The organism is Thalassobaculum sp. (assembly GCF_040219215.1).
In the GTDB taxonomy this organism is placed as follows: Bacteria; Pseudomonadota; Alphaproteobacteria; order Thalassobaculales; family Thalassobaculaceae; genus Thalassobaculum_A.
Map to the genome: position 1 here is coordinate 45,620 of NZ_JAVJSX010000031.1, position 21,211 is coordinate 66,830.

The 21,211-nt window shown below is 64.4% G+C and carries 18 protein-coding genes; 16 read left to right on the forward strand and 2 right to left on the reverse strand.

The annotated features are described in order from the left end of the window. Positions 1-18: 18 nt before the first annotated feature. Both RIC54_RS20045 and ccoS read left to right on the forward strand, forming a co-directional pair. Positions 19-2,283 (forward strand): heavy metal translocating P-type ATPase, encoded by a 2,265-nt coding sequence (locus RIC54_RS20045; protein WP_350091478.1) that lies wholly within the window; start codon positions 19-21, stop codon positions 2,281-2,283. Further along, positions 2,276-2,488 carry a cbb3-type cytochrome oxidase assembly protein CcoS gene (gene ccoS, locus RIC54_RS20050; RefSeq protein WP_350091475.1) on the forward strand — a complete coding sequence of 71 codons (213 nt, stop codon included), beginning with the start codon at positions 2,276-2,278 and terminating at the stop codon, positions 2,486-2,488. The genes RIC54_RS20045 and ccoS overlap by 8 nt, the downstream gene beginning before the upstream one ends. An 8-nt stretch (positions 2,489-2,496) precedes the next feature. Here ccoS and RIC54_RS20055 read toward each other — a convergent pair whose 3' ends face one another. Beyond that, positions 2,497-2,670 (reverse strand): hypothetical protein, encoded by a 174-nt coding sequence (locus RIC54_RS20055; RefSeq protein ID WP_350091472.1) that lies wholly within the window; start codon positions 2,668-2,670, stop codon positions 2,497-2,499. Positions 2,671-2,908: 238 nt separating this feature from the next. Between RIC54_RS20055 and RIC54_RS20060 the strand changes: the two genes are divergently transcribed. Further along, the gene (locus tag RIC54_RS20060; protein WP_350091469.1) at positions 2,909-3,085 is read left to right on the forward strand and encodes a hypothetical protein; all 177 of its coding nucleotides are present in this window, start codon (positions 2,909-2,911) and stop codon (positions 3,083-3,085) included. A 71-nt stretch (positions 3,086-3,156) separates the two neighbouring features. Here RIC54_RS20060 and RIC54_RS20065 read toward each other — a convergent pair whose 3' ends face one another. Continuing rightward, a complete protein-coding gene (locus RIC54_RS20065; protein ID WP_350091466.1) occupies positions 3,157-4,440 on the reverse strand; it encodes a Zn-dependent hydrolase in 1,284 nt (427 codons plus the stop codon). Positions 4,441-4,569: 129 nt separating this feature from the next. Here RIC54_RS20065 and RIC54_RS20070 point away from each other — a divergent pair, with 129 nt between their 5' ends. The 13 genes from RIC54_RS20070 to RIC54_RS20130 all read left to right on the forward strand — a co-directional run bounded on the left by RIC54_RS20070 (position 4,570) and on the right by RIC54_RS20130 (position 21,208). Continuing rightward, complete coding sequence (locus RIC54_RS20070) at positions 4,570-6,135, forward strand: ABC transporter substrate-binding protein (RefSeq protein WP_350091463.1); 1,566 nt, start codon at positions 4,570-4,572, stop codon at positions 6,133-6,135. Positions 6,136-6,326: 191 nt separating this feature from the next. After that, entirely contained in the window at positions 6,327-7,271 is a 945-nt protein-coding gene (locus RIC54_RS20075; RefSeq protein WP_350091460.1) for an ABC transporter permease, read from the forward strand. After that, the gene (locus tag RIC54_RS20080; RefSeq protein WP_350091457.1) at positions 7,271-9,193 is read left to right on the forward strand and encodes a dipeptide/oligopeptide/nickel ABC transporter permease/ATP-binding protein; all 1,923 of its coding nucleotides are present in this window, start codon (positions 7,271-7,273) and stop codon (positions 9,191-9,193) included. Before RIC54_RS20075 ends, RIC54_RS20080 begins: the two co-directional genes overlap by 1 nt. Then, on the forward strand, positions 9,190-10,185 hold the full coding sequence (locus RIC54_RS20085; protein WP_350091454.1) for an ABC transporter ATP-binding protein: 996 nt from the start codon (positions 9,190-9,192) through the stop codon (positions 10,183-10,185). The genes RIC54_RS20080 and RIC54_RS20085 overlap by 4 nt, the downstream gene beginning before the upstream one ends. After that, the gene (locus tag RIC54_RS20090) at positions 10,178-10,960 is read left to right on the forward strand and encodes a FadR/GntR family transcriptional regulator (protein ID WP_350091451.1); all 783 of its coding nucleotides are present in this window, start codon (positions 10,178-10,180) and stop codon (positions 10,958-10,960) included. The genes RIC54_RS20085 and RIC54_RS20090 overlap by 8 nt, the downstream gene beginning before the upstream one ends. A gap of 583 nt (positions 10,961-11,543) precedes the next feature. Continuing rightward, positions 11,544-12,806: an ABC transporter substrate-binding protein gene (locus tag RIC54_RS20095; protein ID WP_350091448.1), complete on the forward strand. Its 1,263-nt coding sequence runs from the start codon at positions 11,544-11,546 to the stop codon at positions 12,804-12,806. 105 nt (positions 12,807-12,911) lie between these two features. Beyond that, a complete protein-coding gene (locus RIC54_RS20100; RefSeq protein ID WP_350091445.1) occupies positions 12,912-14,042 on the forward strand; it encodes an iron-containing alcohol dehydrogenase in 1,131 nt (376 codons plus the stop codon). Positions 14,043-14,281: 239 nt separating this feature from the next. Further along, a complete protein-coding gene (locus RIC54_RS20105) occupies positions 14,282-15,109 on the forward strand; it encodes a helix-turn-helix domain-containing protein (RefSeq protein ID WP_350091442.1) in 828 nt (275 codons plus the stop codon). 244 nt (positions 15,110-15,353) lie between these two features. After that, positions 15,354-16,367, forward strand: coding sequence for a branched-chain amino acid ABC transporter permease (locus RIC54_RS20110; protein ID WP_350091438.1), 1,014 nt, complete (start codon positions 15,354-15,356; stop codon positions 16,365-16,367). An 86-nt stretch (positions 16,368-16,453) separates the two neighbouring features. Next, positions 16,454-17,422: a branched-chain amino acid ABC transporter permease gene (locus RIC54_RS20115; protein WP_350091435.1), complete on the forward strand. Its 969-nt coding sequence runs from the start codon at positions 16,454-16,456 to the stop codon at positions 17,420-17,422. Continuing rightward, positions 17,419-18,210 carry an ABC transporter ATP-binding protein gene (locus RIC54_RS20120; RefSeq protein ID WP_350091432.1) on the forward strand — a complete coding sequence of 264 codons (792 nt, stop codon included), beginning with the start codon at positions 17,419-17,421 and terminating at the stop codon, positions 18,208-18,210. The genes RIC54_RS20115 and RIC54_RS20120 overlap by 4 nt, the downstream gene beginning before the upstream one ends. Positions 18,211-18,271: 61 nt before the next feature. Further along, positions 18,272-20,377, forward strand: a complete 2,106-nt coding sequence (locus RIC54_RS20125; RefSeq protein ID WP_350091429.1) for an ABC transporter permease — start codon at positions 18,272-18,274, stop codon at positions 20,375-20,377. Positions 20,378-20,380: 3 nt separating this feature from the next. Next, on the forward strand, positions 20,381-21,208 hold the full coding sequence (locus RIC54_RS20130; protein ID WP_350091426.1) for a phosphoenolpyruvate hydrolase family protein: 828 nt from the start codon (positions 20,381-20,383) through the stop codon (positions 21,206-21,208). Positions 21,209-21,211 lie beyond the last annotated feature (3 nt).

The following is a 21,211-nucleotide window of genomic DNA, read 5'->3' on the forward strand; positions in this document are numbered from 1 at the left end:
CGCTGAGGAGGCGCGCGTATGAGCTGCTGCGTATCGGAGATGGCGCAATTGAATTTCGAAGGCCCGGGCGTCATCCATCAAGCAAGCGAAGAAGCCCTTCTGGCCAGCCGACCCATCGGAAATGGGTTGCGGCAAACCGATCTTTCGGTTCCGGGCGTCCACTGTGCCGGATGCATTCGAACAGTCGAGAACGGACTAAGTGCTCTGCCCGGCGTCGTCCATGCGCGCCTCAACCTGTCGACCCGGCGAGTCGCGATCCAGTGGGACGACAGCCGGCCACCACCGCCAGCCATCGAGCGCCTGAAGGAGCTCGGATACGATGCCGTCACATTCTCATTGGATGACGGGAAACAGGACCATGCGTTCTCCGCCCTGGTCAGGGCGACGGCGGTTGCGGGATTTTCGGCCGGCAACGTGATGCTGCTGTCGGTCGCCGTCTGGTCCGGGGCCGAGCCGGCGACCCGCGAGGTGTTCCATTGGATCTCCGCCGCGATCGCTCTCCCGACTCTCGTCTACTCGGGTCAGGTCTTCTATCGGTCAGCCTGGCAGGCGTTCCGGCACCGCCGGCTGAACATGGATGTCCCGATCACGTTGGGGATCGGGCTCGCCTACCTTCTCAGTCTCTATGAAACGGTGACCGGCGGCACCCACGCATACTTCGATGCCGCTGTGACGCTGATCTTCTTCCTGCTGGTTGGCCGTACCCTCGACCACCTGATGCGCGCCCGGGCACGGGTCGCGGTCGAGGGGCTCGCACGGATGGTGCCGCGAGGCGCCTCGGTTCTGGGCGATGACGGCGGGCAGCGTTACATCCCGCTGTCAGAGATTGCACCCGGCATGCGGCTCATGATTCCGGCCGGCGCGCGGGTTCCCGTAGACGTGCAGGTCGAGATCGGGTCATCGGACGTCGATCGATCGGTGGTAACCGGAGAAAGCCGGCCGCAACCGACCGGGCCCGGGGCGACGCTGCAGGCCGGCACGCTCAACCTGACCGGGCCGCTCACGGTGCTGGCGCGCTCCGGCGCCGAGACCTCCTTCCTGTCCGACATGATCCGCATGATGGAGCAAGCGGAAACCGGTCGATTGCGCTACCGGCGGATCGCCGATCGCGTGTCGGGATACTATGCACCGGTCGTTCATCTGGCGGCCTTGCTGACCTTCGCCGCCTGGATGTGGGCGTCCGGCGATATCCACCAGGCGATCACGACCGCCGTCGCCGTGCTGATCATCACCTGTCCGTGCGCTCTTGGTCTGGCTGTGCCGATCGTGCAGGTGATGGCGGCGCGGCGACTGTTCGAGGCGGGCATCATGGTCAAGGACGGCACGGCGCTCGAAAAGCTCGAACAGATCGACACCGTCGTCTTCGACAAGACCGGCACCCTGACTGAACCGGCAACCCGACCATCCAACCTCGCCACCATCGATCCGGCGATCGTGCAACTGGCGGCCCGGCTTGCCGCTGGCTCGACTCACCCTCTGTCCCGCGCGCTGGCTCTTCTTCACGAGAACAACACGCTCGACACGGTGGCTCTAGAGCAAGTGATTGAGCATCCCGGCCTGGGTGTCAGCGCGGTCTCGAAGGCTGGTGAATACCGTCTTGGTCGAGCGGACTGGGCGCTGTGCGGCGCAACCGGTCAGGGCCAGCACTTGGACGGGACGGTCCTGTCTCTGAACGGGAAGCTGCTCGCGGCGTTTTGTTTCGACGAGGCGCTGCGTCCCGGCGCCGCCGCTGCCGTCCGCCGGTTGCTGGACCGGAACATGGTGGTCGAGATGGTATCGGGCGACACCGCAGAACGGGCAAAGGCTATTGGTAGCGCGCTTGGGATTGCCGCAATCCGATCGTCGACCGATCCGCATGGGAAAGTCGAGCGGCTGCGGAACCTTGATGCGGCGGGCCATCGTGCCTTGATGGTCGGCGACGGACTGAACGATGCGCCGGCGCTAACGGCGGCCCACGTCTCGATGGCCCCGTCGACGGCAGCCGACATCGGCCGCAACGCGGCGGACTTCGTCTTCCTGCGCGGCGACCTTTCGGCAGTGCCGTATGCCTTGGACATCGCGGCACGTGCCGGGCGTCTTCTCCGCCAGAATCTGGCGCTCGCCATCGGCTACAACATGATCGCCGTGCCGATTGCCATGCTCGGGTACGCAACGCCCCTGATTGCCGCCGTCGCCATGTCGACGTCGTCGATTCTGGTGATTGGCAACGCGCTTCGCCTGCGAGCTTCAGCGGGGAAGGTGGAACGGCTGGACGTGCCGCAAGGAGCGCTGGGGCATGGATAGCCTCGGACTGCTCATCCCGATCGCGCTCGCCATGGGTGTTGCCGGCCTCGGGGCGTTCCTGTGGTCGCTGAGGCACGGCCAGTATGACGACCTGGAGGGTGCGGGCGCTCGAATTCTGCTTGATGATCCCGAGCAGAACGGGGATGGCAATCGGACGGACCGGTCGATTGCCCGGCGCGCGCCCGGCCAGATCATCAAGCCGTAGAGTATTCCTCAGTCCGGTCCGGGAGTGCCGCCGACCGGCGCTTCGGACAGCGATTCCAGGAAGGCGACAAGGTCGGCAGTTTCTCGTTCCGTCAGACGAAGGGGAACCAGAATGGCCTCGCTGTCAGCGTGCAGACGGTCCGGATCGATGCTGGGGTAGTGGTCGATCACGTCGTGCAGCATCGGGAGGCCGCATACACGGGGCGGTCTGTCTGAGTCCCTCAAGAGGGCTGCGGCCTGGAAGGGCGGGCCAGAGCAGTGGTCTTGGCAAACTATAATCCGCCCAGAAAATGAGACATCCTGCCCATGGTCACAACCTGAAACCCGTTCGGTATAGCGGGCAACGAGTCTGCGCAAACACCGTTGCCGAACTTGTGAACGATCCAAGAACGCCCGCCTCTCCTGATGCGGGCGTCTTGCTGTGCGACGCCTCGATCATCCCGGTGACCGCACCGATCAGTTCGACCGGGCGCGATCCGTCCGCGGCCTTGGGACCGATGTCCATACGCTCGATCAGGCGGCGCAGGATGTCCAGGGCTTCGGTGCGCAGATCTTCAGCCTCAAGGGCGCGCGCAGGTCGGCGACCGGGGCGGCGTAGAGCTTGGACAGGTTTCGGTGCAGGACCGGAGCGGGAGCAGGCCAATCGGCTTCATGATGCGAGGCGGTCGGTCATGCCAAGTGTTCGCCATCCGACGATGTGTCAGAATCGTCCAGAGCGAACGCCGCCATCGAGCGGGCCAGAACTGTAGCGCCGCGCTCGATGTGCTCCAGACCGGTCCACTCGTCGGGCGAGTGGCTGATCCCGCCGCGCGACGGGATGAAGATCAGGCCGGCCGGGACGTGCCGGGCGAAGGTCTGGGCGTCGTGTCCGGCACCCGACGGCATGATCCTGGCACCGCCGGCGACGGCCGACAGTCGGGCGGCGACCGCCGGGTCGAGCGGTGTCGGCGGCAGCCAGCTCTGCTCGGCGATCCCGACGCCAAGGCCGTGGGCCGCCGCGGCGCGATGGATTGCCTCGCGGCAGGCCGACGCCACCGTGCGCATTACCGCCTCATCGACGTCGCGTCCGATCAACGAGAACGTCGCCCGGCCGGCGACGCTGTGGGGGAAGTTCGGCTCCAGTGCGACCTTGCCGACCGTCAGCCGTGTGTCAGGCCCGCCGGCCCGAGCCAGGATGCCGTCGATCGCCGCGCCGAATGAGGCAAGGCCGCGGAAGGCATCGCGGCGCAAGGTCATCGGCGTGGTGCCGGCATGGTTGGCCTCGCCGGTCAGGGTGACGGTCCAGTTGAACACGCCCGATACCGCGCCGGCCACACCGATCGGTTCGCCTGTCGCCTCCAGGACCGGGCCTTGCTCGACATGCAACTCAAGGAACACCGCGATCTCGTCGGGGCAGCGGGCGACCTCGGCTGCGGGATCCAGGCCCTGGGCACGCATGGCGTCGGCGAGTCCGGCGCCGGTGTCGTCGACCGCCGAGGCGATCCACTCTGGCCCGACCTCGCCGCAGATCGCCTGGCTGCCGAGCATGCCGCCGAAACGGCCTTCCTCGTCGGCGGTCGCCACCACCTCGACCGGGCGGGCCGGCCGCAGGCCGGAAGCCCGCATCGCCCGCACGGCCTCCAGCGCGGCGCAAACGCCGAGTGTGCCGTCGAGCGGTCCGCCCCGGGGCACGGTGTCGAGATGAGAGCCCGCCAGCACCGCTGGACCGGACCCGATCTCCCATCGGCCGAAGACGTTGCCGACCGCATCCATCCGTGCCACCAGCCCCGCGTCCTCGATCCGGGCGAGCAGCCAGCGCCGCCCCGCCATGTCGGCATCGGAGAAACTGATGCGGTTGATGCCGGGAACGCCGTCGATACGGCCGATGGCGTTAACGGCCTCGATGTCGGCGTGCAGCCGGCCGGCATCGATCGTGAGCATGTCGGCGGCGATTCCCGCCATGGTTTCAGCCATCTAACCCCATTGCCACGGCTGACGGCTCCTTCCAATTTCATTTATAATGATCAATTTTTGACCGATTGATATTTATCATGAATAATTGATCAAAGTCCAATCGGGCCGATCTTCATAGGAGGAATGCCGATGCTCGCTCCACTTCGCCGGATTGCCGCCGCCTCGGCGGTCGCCCTCGCAGCGCTCGGCAGTCTCGCCGCTGCCCAGACTCCGCCGGGCGTCCTGGTTGTCGCCCAGATCGCCGAGCCGAAATCGCTGGATCCGCACGCGGTCACGGCGGTCAACGATTTCCGGATCCTGATGAACGTCTATGACGGGCTGGTGCGCTACAAGCCCGGTGCCCTGGCGGTCGAGCCGGCGCTGGCGACTGCCTGGACGATCGGTGATGACGGAAAAACCTACACCTTCGCTCTGCGCGACGGCGTGACCTTTCACGACGGCACTCCGTTTGACGCGGCGGCGGTGAAGTTCAACTTCGATCGCATGCTGGACGAGAAGAACCCGTACCACGACACCGGGCCGTTTCCGCTCAGCTTCTTCTTCGGCGCGGTCGATAGGGTCGAGGCTCCGGACCCGAAGACCGTCGTCTTTCACCTGAAGGAGCCTTATGCGCCGTTCCTGTCGAACCTCGCCTATCCGACCGGGCTGATGGTTTCGCCGGCGGCGGTGAAGAAGCACAAGAAGGATTTCGGGCGGCACCCTGTCGGCACCGGGCCGTTCCGGTTCGCTGGGTGGGAAACCAACTCCAAGGTCGTGGTTGAGGCCAATCGCGACTACTGGGACGGCGCGCCGAAGCTTAAGGCCGTGGTGTTCCGGCCGATCACCGACGCCAACACTCGGGTCGCCGAGATGCTGTCCGGAGGCGTCGACGTAATGGTGGAGGTCCCGCCGGACAACCTCGCGACCTTCGAGGGTGACGCCAGCTTCAAGGTCAGCGAGGAGGCCGGGCCGCATCTTTGGTTCCTGATCCTCAACACCAGGAGCGGTCCGATGGCCGACAAGCGAGTCCGGCAGGCGGTCAACTACGCCATCGACAAGAAAGCGCTGGTCGACAACGTGCTGCAGGGCACCGCCGAGGTGGCGGCCGGGCCGACCCCGCCGGCTTTCGGTTGGGCCTATGACGACACGCTGCAGCCCTATCCCTACGACCCCGAGAAGGCCAAAGCGCTGCTCTCGGCCGCAGGGGCCGATGGCGCGGAACTGACCTTCTACGTGACCGAGGGCGGTTCCGGCATGCTCGACCCGGTCGCCATGGGCGCGGCGATCCAGGCCGACCTCGCGAAGGTCGGGCTGAAGGTCAAGATCGAGACCTACGAGTGGAACACCTTCCTCGGTAAGGTGAACCCGGGACTCGAGGGCAAGGCCGATATGGCCGAGATGGCCTGGATGACCAACGACCCGGACACGCTGCCCTATCTCGCACTGCGCACCGGCGCCTTTCCGGACAAGGGTGGCTTCAACTCGGGCTACTACTCCAACCCAAAGGTCGACGGATTGCTGGAGCAGGCCCGGCGCGAGACCGACCAGACGAAACGCGCGGCCCTGTACCGGCAGATGCAGGCGATTGTGCACGACGACGCGCCCTGGGCGTTCATCGCCAATTGGAAGCAGAACGCGGTGACGATCGCCCAGGTCGAGGGCTTTGAGCTGCAGCCGTCGTTCTTCCTGCTGCTGCATGACGTCTGGAAAGGGTGAGGAGGCGGCCGATGGCGTGTCGGAATCGCCGACGAGCAGATCCCGGATCTCTGCAGCTTGGCCGTTGCGGAGAGGATAAGGGTCGGAGAGGGGTTCACCTCCTGCGGCCTCGTCTCGGACCGGCACGCCGGATGCGGGACGGGTCCGGGACCCACGCACCGTGCCGTCACGTCGCGCGGAGATAGCCGCCGATGTGGGGCTATGTCGGCAGACGCTTGGTCGCCGCCGTCCCGATCCTTCTCGGGCTTTCGGTCGTCGTCTTCGCGATGATGGCCCTGATCCCTGGGGATCCGGCGACGGCGATTCTCGGCAGCTATGCCACCCCGGAGAACGTCGCCCGGCTGAACCGTCAGCTCGACCTCGACCAGCCGCTTGTCCAGCAGTACTTCACCTGGCTCGGCAACCTTCTGCACGGTGACATGGGGCGCAGCTACGCTCTCAATCGGCCGGTCGCCGACGAGGTGTTCGAACGGTTCAGCGCGACCTTGCTGCTGGCTGGAACGTCGCTGCTTCTCTGTTCCGTGCTCGGCGTGGTTGCCGGAATCGCGGCGGCCGTCAGGCAGTTCGGCTGGACCGACCGGATCGTCACTTTTCTCGTGCTGATCGGCATCTCGACCCCGTCCTTCTGGCTCGGCCTGCTGTTGATCATGCTGTTCGCGGTGCAACTGCGTTGGCTTCCCGCTTCGGGGATGCAGGCGATCTACGGCGGTGGCGACCTGCCAGACCTGCTGGCCCATCTCGTCATGCCGTCTGTCACGCTGGCGGTAGTGGCGACGGCGGTGATCGCGCGGCTGACCAGGGCGGCGATGCTGGAGGTACTGCGCCAGGACTACATCCGCACCGCCCGCGCCAAGGGCGTGTCGGAGCGTCGCGTCATCTACCGCCACGCCTTCAAGGCCGCCCTGGTTGCGGTGATCCCGGTCATCGGCATCCAGGCCGGCTTCGTGCTCGGCGGTGCGGTATACATCGAGACGGTTTTCCAGTGGCCGGGGATTGGCCGGATGCTGGTGAACGCGATCGCCACCCGCGACCTGCTGCTGGTCCAGGGTGGCGTTCTGGTGGTCGCCGCGAGCTATGTCCTGTTCAACCTGCTGGCTGACGTCGCCCAGACGCTGGTCGATCCAAGGCTGCGCTGATGGTGTCGCTGGCGCTCTGGTGGAATCGCGCCGATACCGGGAGCGGACGGCCGTCGCCGTTCCGGCTGCTGGTTGCTAACCGGCTCTCCGCCGCCGGCCTGGTCATCCTGGTCGTGGTCACCGTTCTGGCTCTCGCGACGCCGTTCCTGCCGCTGCGCGATCCGGACGTCACGGATCTTGCTCAGCGGCTGCTTCGGCCCGGCAGCGAGGGCAATCTGCTCGGCACCGATCACCTTGGCCGCGACATCCTCTCGCGGCTGCTGTGGGGCACCCGCATCTCGATCCTGGTGGGATTGTCGGCAACGGCGATCGCTGCGCTTGCCGGATCGCTGATCGGCCTGGTCGCCGGCTATGCGGGCGGTAGGACGGACAGCGCGCTGATGCGCGGCATCGACTTGGTGATGGCGTTCCCCTACATCCTGCTGGCCCTCGGCATCGTCGCGGTGCTCGGCCCCGGACTGCTGAACGCGCTCTATGCGATTGCGATCGTCAACGTCCCGTTTTTCGCCCGCAACATCCGCGGCATCACGCTCGGCCTGTCGCGCCGCGAGTTCGTCGATGCCGCCCGGCTGTCCGGCGCGTCCCATGCAGCGGTGCTGTTCGGAGAAGTACTGCCGAACGTGCTGCCGACGATCGTGGTGACCATGTCGACCACGGTTGGCTGGATGATCCTGGAGACCGCCGGCCTGTCGTTCCTCGGACTCGGTGCCCAGCCGCCACAGGCGGATCTCGGCTCGATGTTGGGCGAGGGCCGCAAGCTGCTGTTCACGGCACCCCATGTCTCGGTGATTCCGGGGTTGATGATCTTCGTGCTGGTGATGAGTATCAACCTGGTCGGCGACGGCATCCGAGACGTGCTCGACCCGAGGCTGAAATCCGGCGCCCTGGCAGCTCCGGGAGCGGCAACGGCAGTTCGGCGAGACGCCGTGCCAGACGCGCCAGTGCCCGGTTCGGTGCTCGCCGTCGACGGCCTGCGGACGGAGTTCCGCACGGGTAACCGGATCTACCGTGCGGTCGGCGGCGTCGACCTGACACTGGCACCGGGAGAGCGGGTCGGCCTGGTCGGCGAATCAGGGTCCGGCAAGTCCGTGACCGCCCTTTCGCTGCTGCGCCTGGTGCCGAGCCCGCCTGGTACGATCACCGGCGGCCGGGTCACGATCGACGGCGCCGACCAACTGGCCGCGTCGATCGAGGATCTCCGGCGGTTGCGCGGCGGGCGGGTCGCCTATGTGTTCCAGGATCCGCAAACCACGCTGCATCCGCTGTTCACGGTCGGCGACCAGGTGATGGAGGCGGTGCGTGCGCATCAGCCGCTGTCGTCGCGGGAGGCCCGGGGGCGGGCGACCGAACTGCTGGAGCGGGTGCAGATCCCGTCGGCTGCGAGCCGTTTCGACGCCTATCCGCACGAGCTGTCGGGCGGGATGCGCCAACGCGTCTGCATCGCTATGGCATTGGCCAACGATCCTGAGCTGATCATCGCCGACGAGCCGACCACGGCTCTCGACGTGACGGTCCAGGCCCAGGTGCTGAAGCTGCTGCGCGGCCTGTCGGAGGAGCGCGGATCGGCGGTGCTGTTCATCACCCATGATTTCGGCGTGGTATCCGAGCTCTGCGACCGGGTGGCGGTGATGTATGCCGGCCGGATCGTCGAGATCGGCGCGACGCCGGACGTGCTGGCCACGCCGGCGCATCCCTACACCCGCAAGCTGATCGACTGCGTCCCGGTCCTCGGCCAGCCGGAGCGGCGTCTGGACGCGATCGAGGGACTGCCGCCGGCGGTCGATCGCCTGCCGGATGGCTGCGCCTTCGCTGAGCGCTGCGAGTATGTCGAAGCGCGCTGCCGGATCGGCGACGTCGCTCTTCACCCTCTGTCCGACGGCCGGGCAGCGCGCTGCATCAAGCCGCTGCGGGGGGTGTCATGAGCGTCGCTCTCGAGGCCGAGGGCCTGATTCGGGTGTTCGGAGGCGGTCGGACGTTGCTGGGGGGACGCCGTGCCGCGGTACATGCCGTCCAGGGCGTCGACCTCGTCGTCCAGGAAGGCGAGACCTTGGGTGTGGTCGGAGAGTCCGGGTGCGGCAAGTCCACCCTGGCCCGGATGCTGGTCGGCCTCGACCGCCCGACTTTCGGAACCATCAAGCTCGACGGCCGGGATGCCGGGGCTTTAGCCGGCCGCGACCCGCGGGCGCTGGCCCGCCAGGTCCAGTATGTCTTCCAGGATCCGGTCGCCTCCCTGAATCCGCGCAAGACGATCCGCCAAACCCTTGAGACGCCCATGCGCCGGCTGCTGGGGCTGGACGCGGCGGCGCGGCGGGCCCAACTCGCGCAGTTGATGCAGGCCGTCAGCCTGCGCGAGGAGTTCCTCGACCGCTACCCGCACGAGTTCTCTGGCGGTCAGGCCCAGCGCATCGGCATCGCCCGGGCGCTGGCTGCCGATGCCCGCATTATCGTGCTCGACGAGCCGGTCTCCGCCCTCGATGTGTCGGTGCAGGCGCAGGTGTTGAACTTGCTCGACCGGTTGAAGCGCGAATTCGGCTTGACCTACGTCTTCATCAGCCACGATCTGAGCGTGATTGAAAGTGTCTGTGACCGGGTGGCGGTGATGTATTTCGGGCGGATCGTCGAACTCGGCACGGCGCGCGAGCTGTTCTCCCGTCCACGGCATCCCTATACCGCGCTGCTGATGCGCTCGGCGCCGACGCCGGGCGGCCGGCGGATCGAGGCTGAGAGCGAACCGGCCGAGCTGCCCGATCCGTTCAACCCGCCGGCCGGCTGTGCCTTCGCGTCTCGCTGCCCGCGTGCCGACGAGTTCTGTCGCATGCAGCGACCGGCGTTGGAAGCCGCCGGAGGAAGTGCCGCCGCCTGCTGGCATCCCCTTGGTGGACCGGCTCTGGACGGAACCGGCGCCGATGACTGACCAGGTCGTGCCGAAGTCCTCGGCCGGCCTGCCCCGTCAGCGCCGCCGCGAGACCATTAGCGAGCAGATCAAGGACATGATCTACGAGCGCGGCCTGCGGCCGGGCGAGCGGTTGCCGGCCGAGCGTGAACTGATGGAGCAGTTCCAGGCGTCCAAGGGTTCGATCCGTGAAGCGCTGAGCGCGCTGCGGTCCCAGGGCCTGATCCGCACCCGGACCGGTCCGGGCGGCGGGGTGTTCCTGACCGAGATCGGGCCGCAGCGGGCGATGGCGCTGCTGTCCAGCTACTTCCTGTTCCGCACGCCGACCGTCACCGACATCTACGACGTGCGTTGCGAGATGGAGCCTGAACTGGCGGCGTCGGTGGCTGGGCGGCTTTCAGAGGCCGATCTCGCGCGGCTGGAGCGGACCATGCGGGTCTACGACGCGCCGTCATCGACCGGCGAGGAGGAGTACGCCCAGCGCATGGCCGAGCTCGACTTCCATACCGTGCTGGCCGAGTTGTGCCCGAACCCCGTGCTGGGGCTGTTCTGCGGCTTCCTGCAGACCTTGTTGCGGGAGATGGCGGTGTGCCGCAGCATCTATGACGACCCGCACCCGGTCCTGCGCGACACGGCGCTGCACTACCAGATCCAGCTGATGCGGGCACTGAAGGCAGGCGACGCTGACGCTGCGCGCGCAGTAATGGCCGAGCACATGGCGGCGGCGCGCGACTACATGGTTCGCATGGAGGCAAGCATCGCCGGCCGATTCCTGCGGGCCGATGATCGCGGCTAGGCCGATATCTGCGTCAGTGGTGCCGTCAATGTCGTGGAGCGGTGCTGTCACTGGAACCCATGGCTGAGGCCCGGTACGGCTGATGACGTCGCGTCATGAACCTGATCGACGCTGTCACGAACTCGGAGCCGGTACGAACGAGTCAAACGAATCCCCTGACAGTCACGTTGTCTCGGCCGCGGACGGCTATTGAGCAAATGCTTCGCTGCGCAAGGTTGGAAGGTTTCGGCGCGAGATCAGACGTTGATGGTGTTGTCGTCGGCGGCGCTCATGAGATCAGCACACGCAGACAGCCCGCGATGCTGACCAAGACCCGGAACCTCTAGCCCCAGCCGTCTGCACGTTCGGGAGCACTGCAATCGATCCCGGACTCTGCCAATACCCGGAGGAAACCCAGGCTCAGGTCAGGAGCAGACCAGACACCACATCGTCCATCGGGCCGGTACGAAAATCAGACTGGACGTTATGCGAAGCGAACGCCGTGGGATCGGCATCTCTGTGATTGAGCGCAGGATTGGCGGGTTCGATGTCGCGGCTTGGGCGGCGTCGGCCAAGACCAAAAACGATCCCGTGGGAGGGTTTCATGGCTTTGAACTACTTGAAGACGGTCTCGGCCTCGGTCGCGGTGCTGTTGGCCGCAGGCACATGCGCCTTGGCTGCCGAACCATTGAAAGTGGGCGTTCTCGCGACGCTGGAAGGCACGTACACCGTACTGGGTGAAGACGGAGTTCGCGGGCTTAAGACCGCACTTCGGGTGATGGGCAACAAGGGTGGCGGCCGCGAGGTTCAGCTCACCATCGGTTCCACAGATGCCAGCCCTGACAGCGCGGTCCGGGCCGCGCGCAAGCTGGTGGAACAGGACAAGGTGGATATCATCATCGGACCGTTGTCCGGGTCGGAGGGTATCGCGATACGCGACTACTCGAAGACCCAGCCACAGGTCACATTCCTGAACGGCATCTCAGGCGCGCAGGAAACGACCTATGTCACTCCGTCCGAGAACTTCTTCCGCTTCAACACCGACGGCGCACAGTGGTCCGCCGGTCTCGGAGACTACGTCTACAACAAGAAGGGATACAAAACGGTTGCGACGGTCGGAGAGGACTACTCCTTCATCTATACGCAGGTGTTCGGGTTCGTGACCGAGTTCTGCGCGGCCGGCGGCACCGTAACGGAACGCCTCTGGGTGCCTCTGGGGACCAAGGATTTCGGTTCAATCATCGCGTCATTGCCGGACAATGTCGACGCGATCTACCTCGGCCTCGGCGGTGGCGACGCGGTCAACTTCCTCAATCAGTACCAGCAGGCCGGTGGAAGCGCGAACTTGATCGGCGGCTCGATCATGGTCGACGGCACCGTTTTGAATTCCAAGGGCAACGCGAAGAAGGCGCTGATCGGCACGCCGTCGTCGGGCCCGCAGGCCGATACCTGGGACGACCCGAAGTGGCAGGCTTACGTGAAGGCTTACCAGGACAGCTTCCCGGCGGATCAGCGCTTCCCGAGCCCGTCATTGCTGGCGACCGGCTACTATAACGCCACAACCGCGGCGCTGACCTGCATGAACGAGATTGGCGGCGATCTGTCCGACGGTCAGGCCAAGTTCCGCAAGTGCCTGACGAACCTGAAGCTCGATGCGCCGAATGGCACGATCGTGCTCGACAAGAATCGCCAGGCAGTCGGTGCGAACTTCGTCTCGGAAGTCGTGGAACTCGCCGATGGCACCCTCGCGACCAAGCTTGTGTCGATCAAGCAGGGTGTGAACCAGACCCTCGGAATTGACGAGGCGGCTTTCGCGAAGATCGGCCTGCCGAGCCGGGAGACCCCGGCCTGCAAGAAGTCCTACTGAAGACTTGCGGTACTCCGGTGGACCCGGACGACATTCGTCGTCCGGGTCCACTACATCCCACCCTTTGAGCAGACAGCGGCTCGCGCCGTCGGCGGCGGAGATCCGATGACTCTGATCACCTATCTGAACCGCGTGCATTTCGCCGACGGCGTCCTTGAAGAAGCGCTGCGGTCGGAAATAGAGCGGAACCGGCATCATCGCCCGCTCATCATCGCGGAGTGCGGCGATCTTTCGGGCAATCTGGCTGACCGCCTGTTCGCCAGCTTCCCGATACGAACATCCACAGAAACGTTCGCCGACGTCCCATCATTACCAACCGAGGCGGCGGCGCTGCAGATTGCCCGCACGTATCGGGAAACCGGGCGCGATCATCTGGTGGCTTTCGGGAGCAATCGTGCGATCGACCTGGCCAAGGTGGCGCGCATTGCCATTGCCTACGACGAGCCTCTAGCGGCGCTCTCGAGCGCGGAGGGCGGTACCCAACGGATCGGCAACGGCTTGCCCGATCTGTTCGCTGTGCCCGGCATTTCCGGCTTCGCTTCGTCGGTCAGCGATTATGCGAGGGTGAAGGTCAGCGGCGCGCACCAAGTTCTGATGTCATCACGTCACTTGATACCGACGGTTACGATATGCGACCCGACGTTGACCTTGAGCAGCACGGTCGCCGCCAGTGCCAGCGCTGCGTCGGGAGCCGTCTCCCGCGGGATCGACTCGTTCCTGTCCCGTGGCTACAACCCGCCGGCTGACGGACTGGCGCTTGACGGTCTTTCGCGAACTGTCCGGTTTCTCCGCCGAGCGATGGAGGATGACGAACTCGAGGCTCGGCGCGAGATGATGGCGGGCAGCTTGAACAGCGCCTTATCGCTTCAGAAGGGCGTGTGCGTCGTCCACGCGATCACCAACGCGTTGGCATCGGTTTCGCGCGTCCAGATCGATCCAAGCGCCGCCGGTAGGCTTCTGATGCCGGGACTTCTTCGGTTCTATGGCGATCGGATTGATCAAAAGTCCGAAGCACTACGGAACGTTTTCAATCTTCGAGATGATGTCGATCTCGCGGACGGGATCGCGGGATTTCTGGCCGACCTGCCGCTTCCAAATCGGCTGGCCGATATGGGGCTGGACGGTGAGGACATCGATGCTGCGGCTTCGATTGCCGCTCGGGATCGGGCGATTGGCAGAAGCCCGAGAGCAATCGGAATGGCCGACATACGTTCGATCATCGAGGCGGCGCACTGATCGGCGGCAGTCCGTGCTGTCATCTCGGGCCCTATGCGATGTCTGGCTGACCCTCTGGGGTCGAGACCACCGATCGATCCGGCAACCCCGTGCCAACCCCGTGCATGGATCGAGCAACGTAACTTTCCGTCTCATTCTTGGTCCGGTCATCTTGCCTGCGGCGGACCGTCTCACGGATACTGTCGCGTTGAGCGCATATGCCGCCAAGAGCAATGCCTCAAACAGGGGAGGGAAGGCGTATGAGTGGCGCTATTTCCGTTCATCATGGCGATTTTGGCAGGGCTGCGCTGTACGAACTCGACCGGCCAATCGTCACGCACGCCCATCGCGAAGGGCACCTGATTTTCTATGTTGACGGCGGTCATGGCAAAGTGACGGTCGGAGACCAGGTCTTGTCGGCCGATGAAATGTCAGGGGTGGCCATCAGTCCCTGGGAGCCGCACAGCTTTGCTCCGAGCGAGCAACTTGTCCCTTGCTTGTGCCTGGTGCTGTACATCAAGCCGATGTGGTTCCTCGAAGCGAGCCAGTCAGGCGAATTCGTGCTGGGTTTCGGGAACCCGAAAGTCCCGATGACACCGGATGTCGCCCAATGGGTGACGCGGTTGACCTCCCTGTTACTGGACAAACAGGCTTCGACCCGGTTCGACGGATTTCTGTTCGAGACCACTCGGCTGTGTTTTGACGAGTGCTGGCGTGGTGTGGAAGCAAGGTCGAGGCTGCGAAACCGGCATTTCCGGTTCAACGATTACCGGGTGCGCCGGTCACTACGGCTGATGCAGGAGAGCTTCACGGAGGATGTCGAGATCGACAATCTGGCGCGGGACGTTGGGCTCTCGCGGCCACATTTCTACAAACTCTTCAAGATGCAGATGGGGATCACTCCAAACATCTTTCTGAACACTCTGCGCGCCGAGCAAGCCATCGAAGATCTCATGGGGACCAACAAATCCGTGACGGATATCGGCTTTGATCTTGGATTCTCATCTCAGGCCAGCTTCACACGATTCTTCGCGTCAAACGTGGGAATTCCGCCATCTGAGTACCGGCGGGTGGCCCACTTCACCTGATGCGGCGTTTTGGCGATCCGGAGCCAACCGAAGAGACTGAGAGGTACGCGTTTTCCGCCAATGATACGTAGCCTCGTTTACCGAACGGGTTGCCATGTTCCGGCGGATGAAGGACGCGGTCGACATGATCAAATCAAAGTTGTGCAAGGAAGTATTAGAATCCGCCTTGCAATTGTTTGGCATCCCAATGGCCGTCCGATCGGTACTTGTCGATCGATGTATCGATTGCCGATAAGGCTACGCAATGCGATGGTTTGTTAATAAACATCCAGTCTGGGCCGGTTTTATAATCATATTGGCTGCAATAGCTTTGTGGCTGATTTTTGCTGTGTGGCCGGAGTGGTTGGTTGATGCTGTTGGACGAAAGAAAATATTCCTCAACGCATTATTCAATGGAATCACTTTAGGCGGGCTTTATTTTTTAGTTGCCAGTGGATTTACGCTGATATTCGGGTTGATGCGCAATGTGAATCTTGCTCATGGGTCGTTGTACCTTTTGGGCGGATACATCGGGTATGGAGTCGCGGAGTGGACAGGGTACTGGCTCCTGGCTTTCCCTGCGGCGTTCATCGTCGCCGGGGCCTTCGGAATCCTGCTTCAACTCGTCGTCTTCAGGCGCATGGAGGGACAGGATCTACGTCAGACGCTGGTGACGATTGGCGTGTCGATCGTCATGGCCGATCTCATGCTGTGGATATGGGGAGGAGATTTCTACAACATTCGCGCCCCAAGTTGGCTCAGCGGGCCGATGGAGACCTTCTTCGTCACCGACGTGCGAACATCCACGGGCGATCTGATCTTTCTCAAGTACCCGATGGTCCGCGTCGTCATATTCGCCGCATCGGTGGTTGTCGGCATTGGGATGTGGCTGCTTCTCAGCCGGACGCGGGTCGGCATGATGATCCGGGCCGGTGTGGATGACAGCCAGATGCTGGCGGCAACCGGAGCGAGGATCCAACTGGCATTCTTGGGCGTGTTTGCGTTCGGCGCGGGATTGGCCGGGATGGCCGGCGTCGTCGGAGGTACATTCCAGTCGGTGGCGCCGGGCGAGGACATCCGGTTTCTGCTCGCGTCGCTGGTGGTTGTGATCGTTGGTGGGATGGGCTCGATCCCCGGAGCCGCGATCGGCGCTCTTCTGATCGGCCTGGCAGAACAGTTTGGCTCGGTCTACTTCCCCACCTATGCCGTGGTGCTGACGTTCCTGATCATGGTGCTGGTGCTCGCCTTCCGCCCTCAAGGCTTGATGGGTAGGGCGTGATGGCGTTGGTTGAAAGCCGCCCTCGTGAAACGCGCCGGATCGGCTGGCTCGAGCGGCTCCCCGCCTCGTACTGGGCGTTGGGTGCCGTGCTGCTGCTGATGCCGGCTTTCGCAAGCGATTTCGTTATTTTTCAGATCATGGGCTGGACTTTCATCCTGGGCATCATCGCGCTCAGCCTGATGTTCCTTGCTGGTTACGGCGGGATGGTCAGCCTGGTGCAGATGTCGGTCGCCGGAGTGGCCGGCTACATGATTGCGATCTGCGGCGACAGCGCGATCGAGACGATCAGCCAGGGCTGGCCCTGGTACATCGCGATCCCATTGGCTTTGATTATCGCGGTGGCCGCTGGCACGGCGGTCGGCTGGCTGGCGGTCCGTACCGAAGGCATCTACACGATCATGATCACGTTGGCCATTGCGTCGGCGTTCTTCTACTTCGCTCGCCAGAACTACGTCATCTTCAACGGGTTTTCTGGCTTCAACGGAGTGCTTCCTCCCGAACTTTTCGGCGTGGATTGGCGGGCTCCGGGCGCCTTCTACTACCTGACCCTGTTCTGGGCGACGGCTGGCTATCTGGCGGTTCTCTACCTGTCGCGCGCGCCGTTCGGTCTGGCGCTTCAGGGCGTTCGAGATAACCCGCGCCGGATGGCGGCCCTGGGCTTCAACGTTACGGCGCACCGGGTTGCGGCTTACTCTTTCGCGGCTTTGCTGGCCGGGATCGGCGGCATTCTTCTCACGTGGCAATCGGCCCAGATTTCTCCAGGTACCGCGGGTATCGGGCCTGTTATCGACATACTCGTCATCGCTGTGATCGGCGGGCTGCGCCATCCGATCGGCCCGTTCATCGGTGCGTTCATCTACGTCCTGCTCAAGACCTTCGCATTGGACGCGCTGGTTGCCGTCGGCCTTGGCGGGGAGAGGTTTCAACTCCTGATCGGCGTCGGTTTCGTGCTCATCGTGTTCTTCTCGCCCGATGGGGTTCTGGGATTGTGGGAGAAAGTTCGACAGAACCGCGGCCGCGATCTGGTTCGGGACCCGTCCGGAGAGGCCCGATGATCGCCCAGTCCAGCGTCACTCAACGGCTGTCCGCAACCGGTACCGCCAATGCGCTCGAGCTCAGGGGCGTTTCCAAGCTGTTCGGGGCACTGGCTGCATTGTCGGACATCAACATCACCGTGCGGCCTGGGGAACGCCGGGCGGTACTGGGCTCGAACGGGGCTGGCAAGACCACGCTGTTCAATTGCGTGACCGGCGACTTTCCCCTGACGACGGGAGCGATCCGATTCTTCGGTGAGGACATTTCGGCGTTCCCTGCGCACGAGCGTATTCGGCGCGGGCTTCGGCGGACCTACCAGATATCGCTGCTGCTGAACGGGTTAAGCGTGATCGACAATGTCTACTTGGCGTGTCGAGGCGTCTCGCGGGGCCGGTTCTCCTTCCTTCGGCCGCGTCGCGACGATGCGCTGATGGCGAGTGCGGAGACCCTGGTGCGGGTGGTGTCCCTGGACAGCGTGCAGGACGCGTTGGTTTCGACACTGTCCCATGGCCAGCAGCGCCAACTCGAGATCGCCATGGCGCTGGCCGGCGCCCCCAGGTTCATCCTGTTCGACGAACCGGCAGCCGGGTTGAGTCCGACCGAGCGGCGTGACCTGATTCAGATCCTGACCGGGCTGCCCAGCCACATGGGGTTCATCATCATCGAACACGACATGGACGTGGCGCTTCGCGTCGCGGAAAGCGTGACGATGATGCACAACGGTCGCATCTTCAAAGAAGGCAAACCAAGCGAGATCGAGGACGACCCGGAAGTTCAGGCCCTTTATCTGGGAGGCGGTCCTGACTAGTCGATCCGCCCCGGTCCTCGCGATCCGCGATCTGAACGTCCTGTATGGTCAGAGCCATGCATTGCAGGGTGTCGACCTGGAATTGGGAAGTGGTGTGCTGTCGGTCGTCGGCCGGAACGGCATGGGCAAGACAACGCTCTGCAATGCGATCATGGGGATGGTCCCCGTCGCGTCCGGCACCATCGCCGTGTTCGGACAGTCGGTTGTCGGGGCGGCGCCGGCCGACGTAGCCAACCTTGGGGTTGGCTACGTGCCCCAGGGGCGCAGGCTCTGGCGATCGCTGACCGTCGACGAGCATCTGAAGCTGGTCGCGCGGCGGGGCGGCGCGTGGACCCCCGAGCGGATCTACGCAACGTTTCCCAGGCTGGCGGAACGCAAGACCAACGGTGGAGGCCAACTCTCGGGCGGCGAGCAGCAGATGCTGGCGATCGGACGGGCCCTGCTGTTGAACCCTCGGCTTCTGGTGATGGACGAACCCACCGAAGGCCTGGCCCCGGTGATCGTTCAACAGGTCGAGGAGATGCTGGTCCGGCTTGGCCAGGAGGGCGACATCAACGTGCTCGTGATCGAGCAGAATATTGGTGTCGCCTGCACCGTCTCCGAGCGTGTCGCGATCATGGTGAATGGCCGGATCGAGCGGGTGATGGACGCCGGCGTCCTTGCCGCCGATCGGGATCTTCAGCAGGCACTGCTCGGGGTTGGCCGACACGCTCACGACGAGACGCCGGCGACCAGCCCGGCAACACCAGTGGCGATGCATAAGGTCAGGCCAGCTGGGCCGAACCGGATCTACATGTCCAACCCGGGGACCCCGACCCGCTGGTCGCAGCCGGTTCCGGTGCGGATGATCGAAGAGGCTGCACGCACGGTTACGACGCCGGCTGTCTTTGACCGCTCGACAGAGACGGTGGTGAGCCGCGTAAGGTCGAGCGGGAGAAGCGGCACCGTACTGGTCGCCGGCACCCTCGATACCAAGGGACCCGAACTTCGCCTGTTGCGCGACGTCCTGCGGGCGCATGACCTGCCCGTGATCCTTGTCGATCTGTCGACCAGCGGGAAGCTGTCCGGTGCCGACGTCCCGCCGCACGTGGTGGCGGCGTTTCACCCGCGTGGAAGCGCCAGCGTGATGACCGGGGACCGCGGAACCGCTGTGGCCGGCATGACCGTCGCGTTCGAGCGCTGGATGCGAGCGCAGGAAGGCGTGGCCGGCATCATTTCCGCCGGAGGTACCGGAGCTACCGCACTGGCTAGTCCGGCGATGCGGACGCTGCCGATCGGGGTACCCAAGATCATGATTTCAACGGTCGCCAGCGGCAATGTCGGTCAGTACGTCGGACCGTCGGACATGCTGATGCTGCATTCGGTCGCCGACGTCCAGGGGATCAACTCGATTACCCGTCAGGTGCTGACGAACGGCGCCAACGCGCTGGCCGGTATGGTCGAAGGACGACGGGCCGCCCGGCCGGCCGGTCCGTCGGACAAGCCGGCTGTCGGGCTGACCATGTTCGGGGTGACCACGCCGTGCGTCCAGAACGTGGCCGGCCAACTCGAACGCGACTTCGACTGCCTGGTTTTCCACGCGACTGGCACTGGTGGCCGCGCGATGGAGAAGCTGATGGACAGCGGCATGTTGGCCGCGATCGTCGACCTCACCACGACTGAAATATGCGACATGATCGCTGGTGGCGTGTTTCCCGCGGACGACGACCGGTTCGGCGCGTCGATCCGGGCGGGGTTGCCGTACATCGGCGCTTGCGGCGCGCTCGACATGGTCAACTTCAACGCACCCGAAACGGTACCGGAACGGTACCGGTCGCGCACTCTGTACGAGCACAATCCGCAGATCACCCTGATGCGAACCACACCGGAGGAGAACGACCGGATGGGGCGCTGGATCGGCGAGCGTTTGAACCAGATGACCGGACCGGTCCGGTTCTTCCTGCCAGAGGGTGGGGTGTCGCTGCTCGACGCGCCGGGCGGGGCGTTCTGGGATCCCGCGGCCGATCGCGCGCTGTTCGACGCGCTGACGGCAACCGTGCGTCAGACCGGAACGCGGCAGTTGATCCGTTCGCCGCACAACATCAACGACCCCGCGTTCGCGGATCTGGTGGTCAAGACATTCCATTCGCTTCACGACATTCGGCCACGCCGGGCCGCCGGAGGATGATGCATGTTCGAGCGCAGTGAGCTCCTGACGAAGTACCGCGCGATGATCGCGCGCCGGGAGCCGATCATCGGTGGCGGTGCCGGTACCGGCCTCAGTGCCAAGTGCGAGGAGGCCGGCGGGATTGACCTTATCGTCATCTACAATTCCGGCCGCTACCGGATGGCCGGCCGCGGTTCGCTCGCGGGGTTGATGCCCTATGGCGATGCGAACGCCGTCGTGATGGAGATGGCTGGCGAAGTTCTGCCGGTCATCAAGAAAACCCCGGTTCTGGCCGGTGTCTGCGCCTCGGATCCGTTCCGGCTGATGCCCCAGTTCCTCGATCAGGTGAAGGCAGCGGGGTTTTCCGGGATTCAGAACTTTCCGACTGTCGGGCTCATCGACGGGACATTCCGGGCGAACCTGGAGGAGACCGGGATGTCGTACAGCCTGGAAGTCGATCTGGTTCGGATGGCCCGCGACAAGGATATGCTGACCACTCCGTATGTCTTCTCGAGCGACGACGCCAAGGCGATGGCCAAGGCGGGTGCGGATATCATCGTCTGCCATCTAGGCCTGACGACCGGTGGCAGCATCGGCGCTGAGACCGCCCTGACGTTGGACAGGTGTCCGGCGCTGGTCGACGAATGGGCGGACGCGGCCCTGTCGGTCAATCCAGACGCGATCATACTGGTTCACGGTGGTCCTGTGGCGATGCCCGAGGACGCCGCCTTCGTGCTGGCGAACACCAGGAACTGTCACGGCTTCTATGGGGCATCCTCGATGGAGCGCATTCCCGTGGAAGTGGCGCTTACCGAGCAAACCAGAAAATTCAAGGCGATTGGTCGCGGCTGAAGC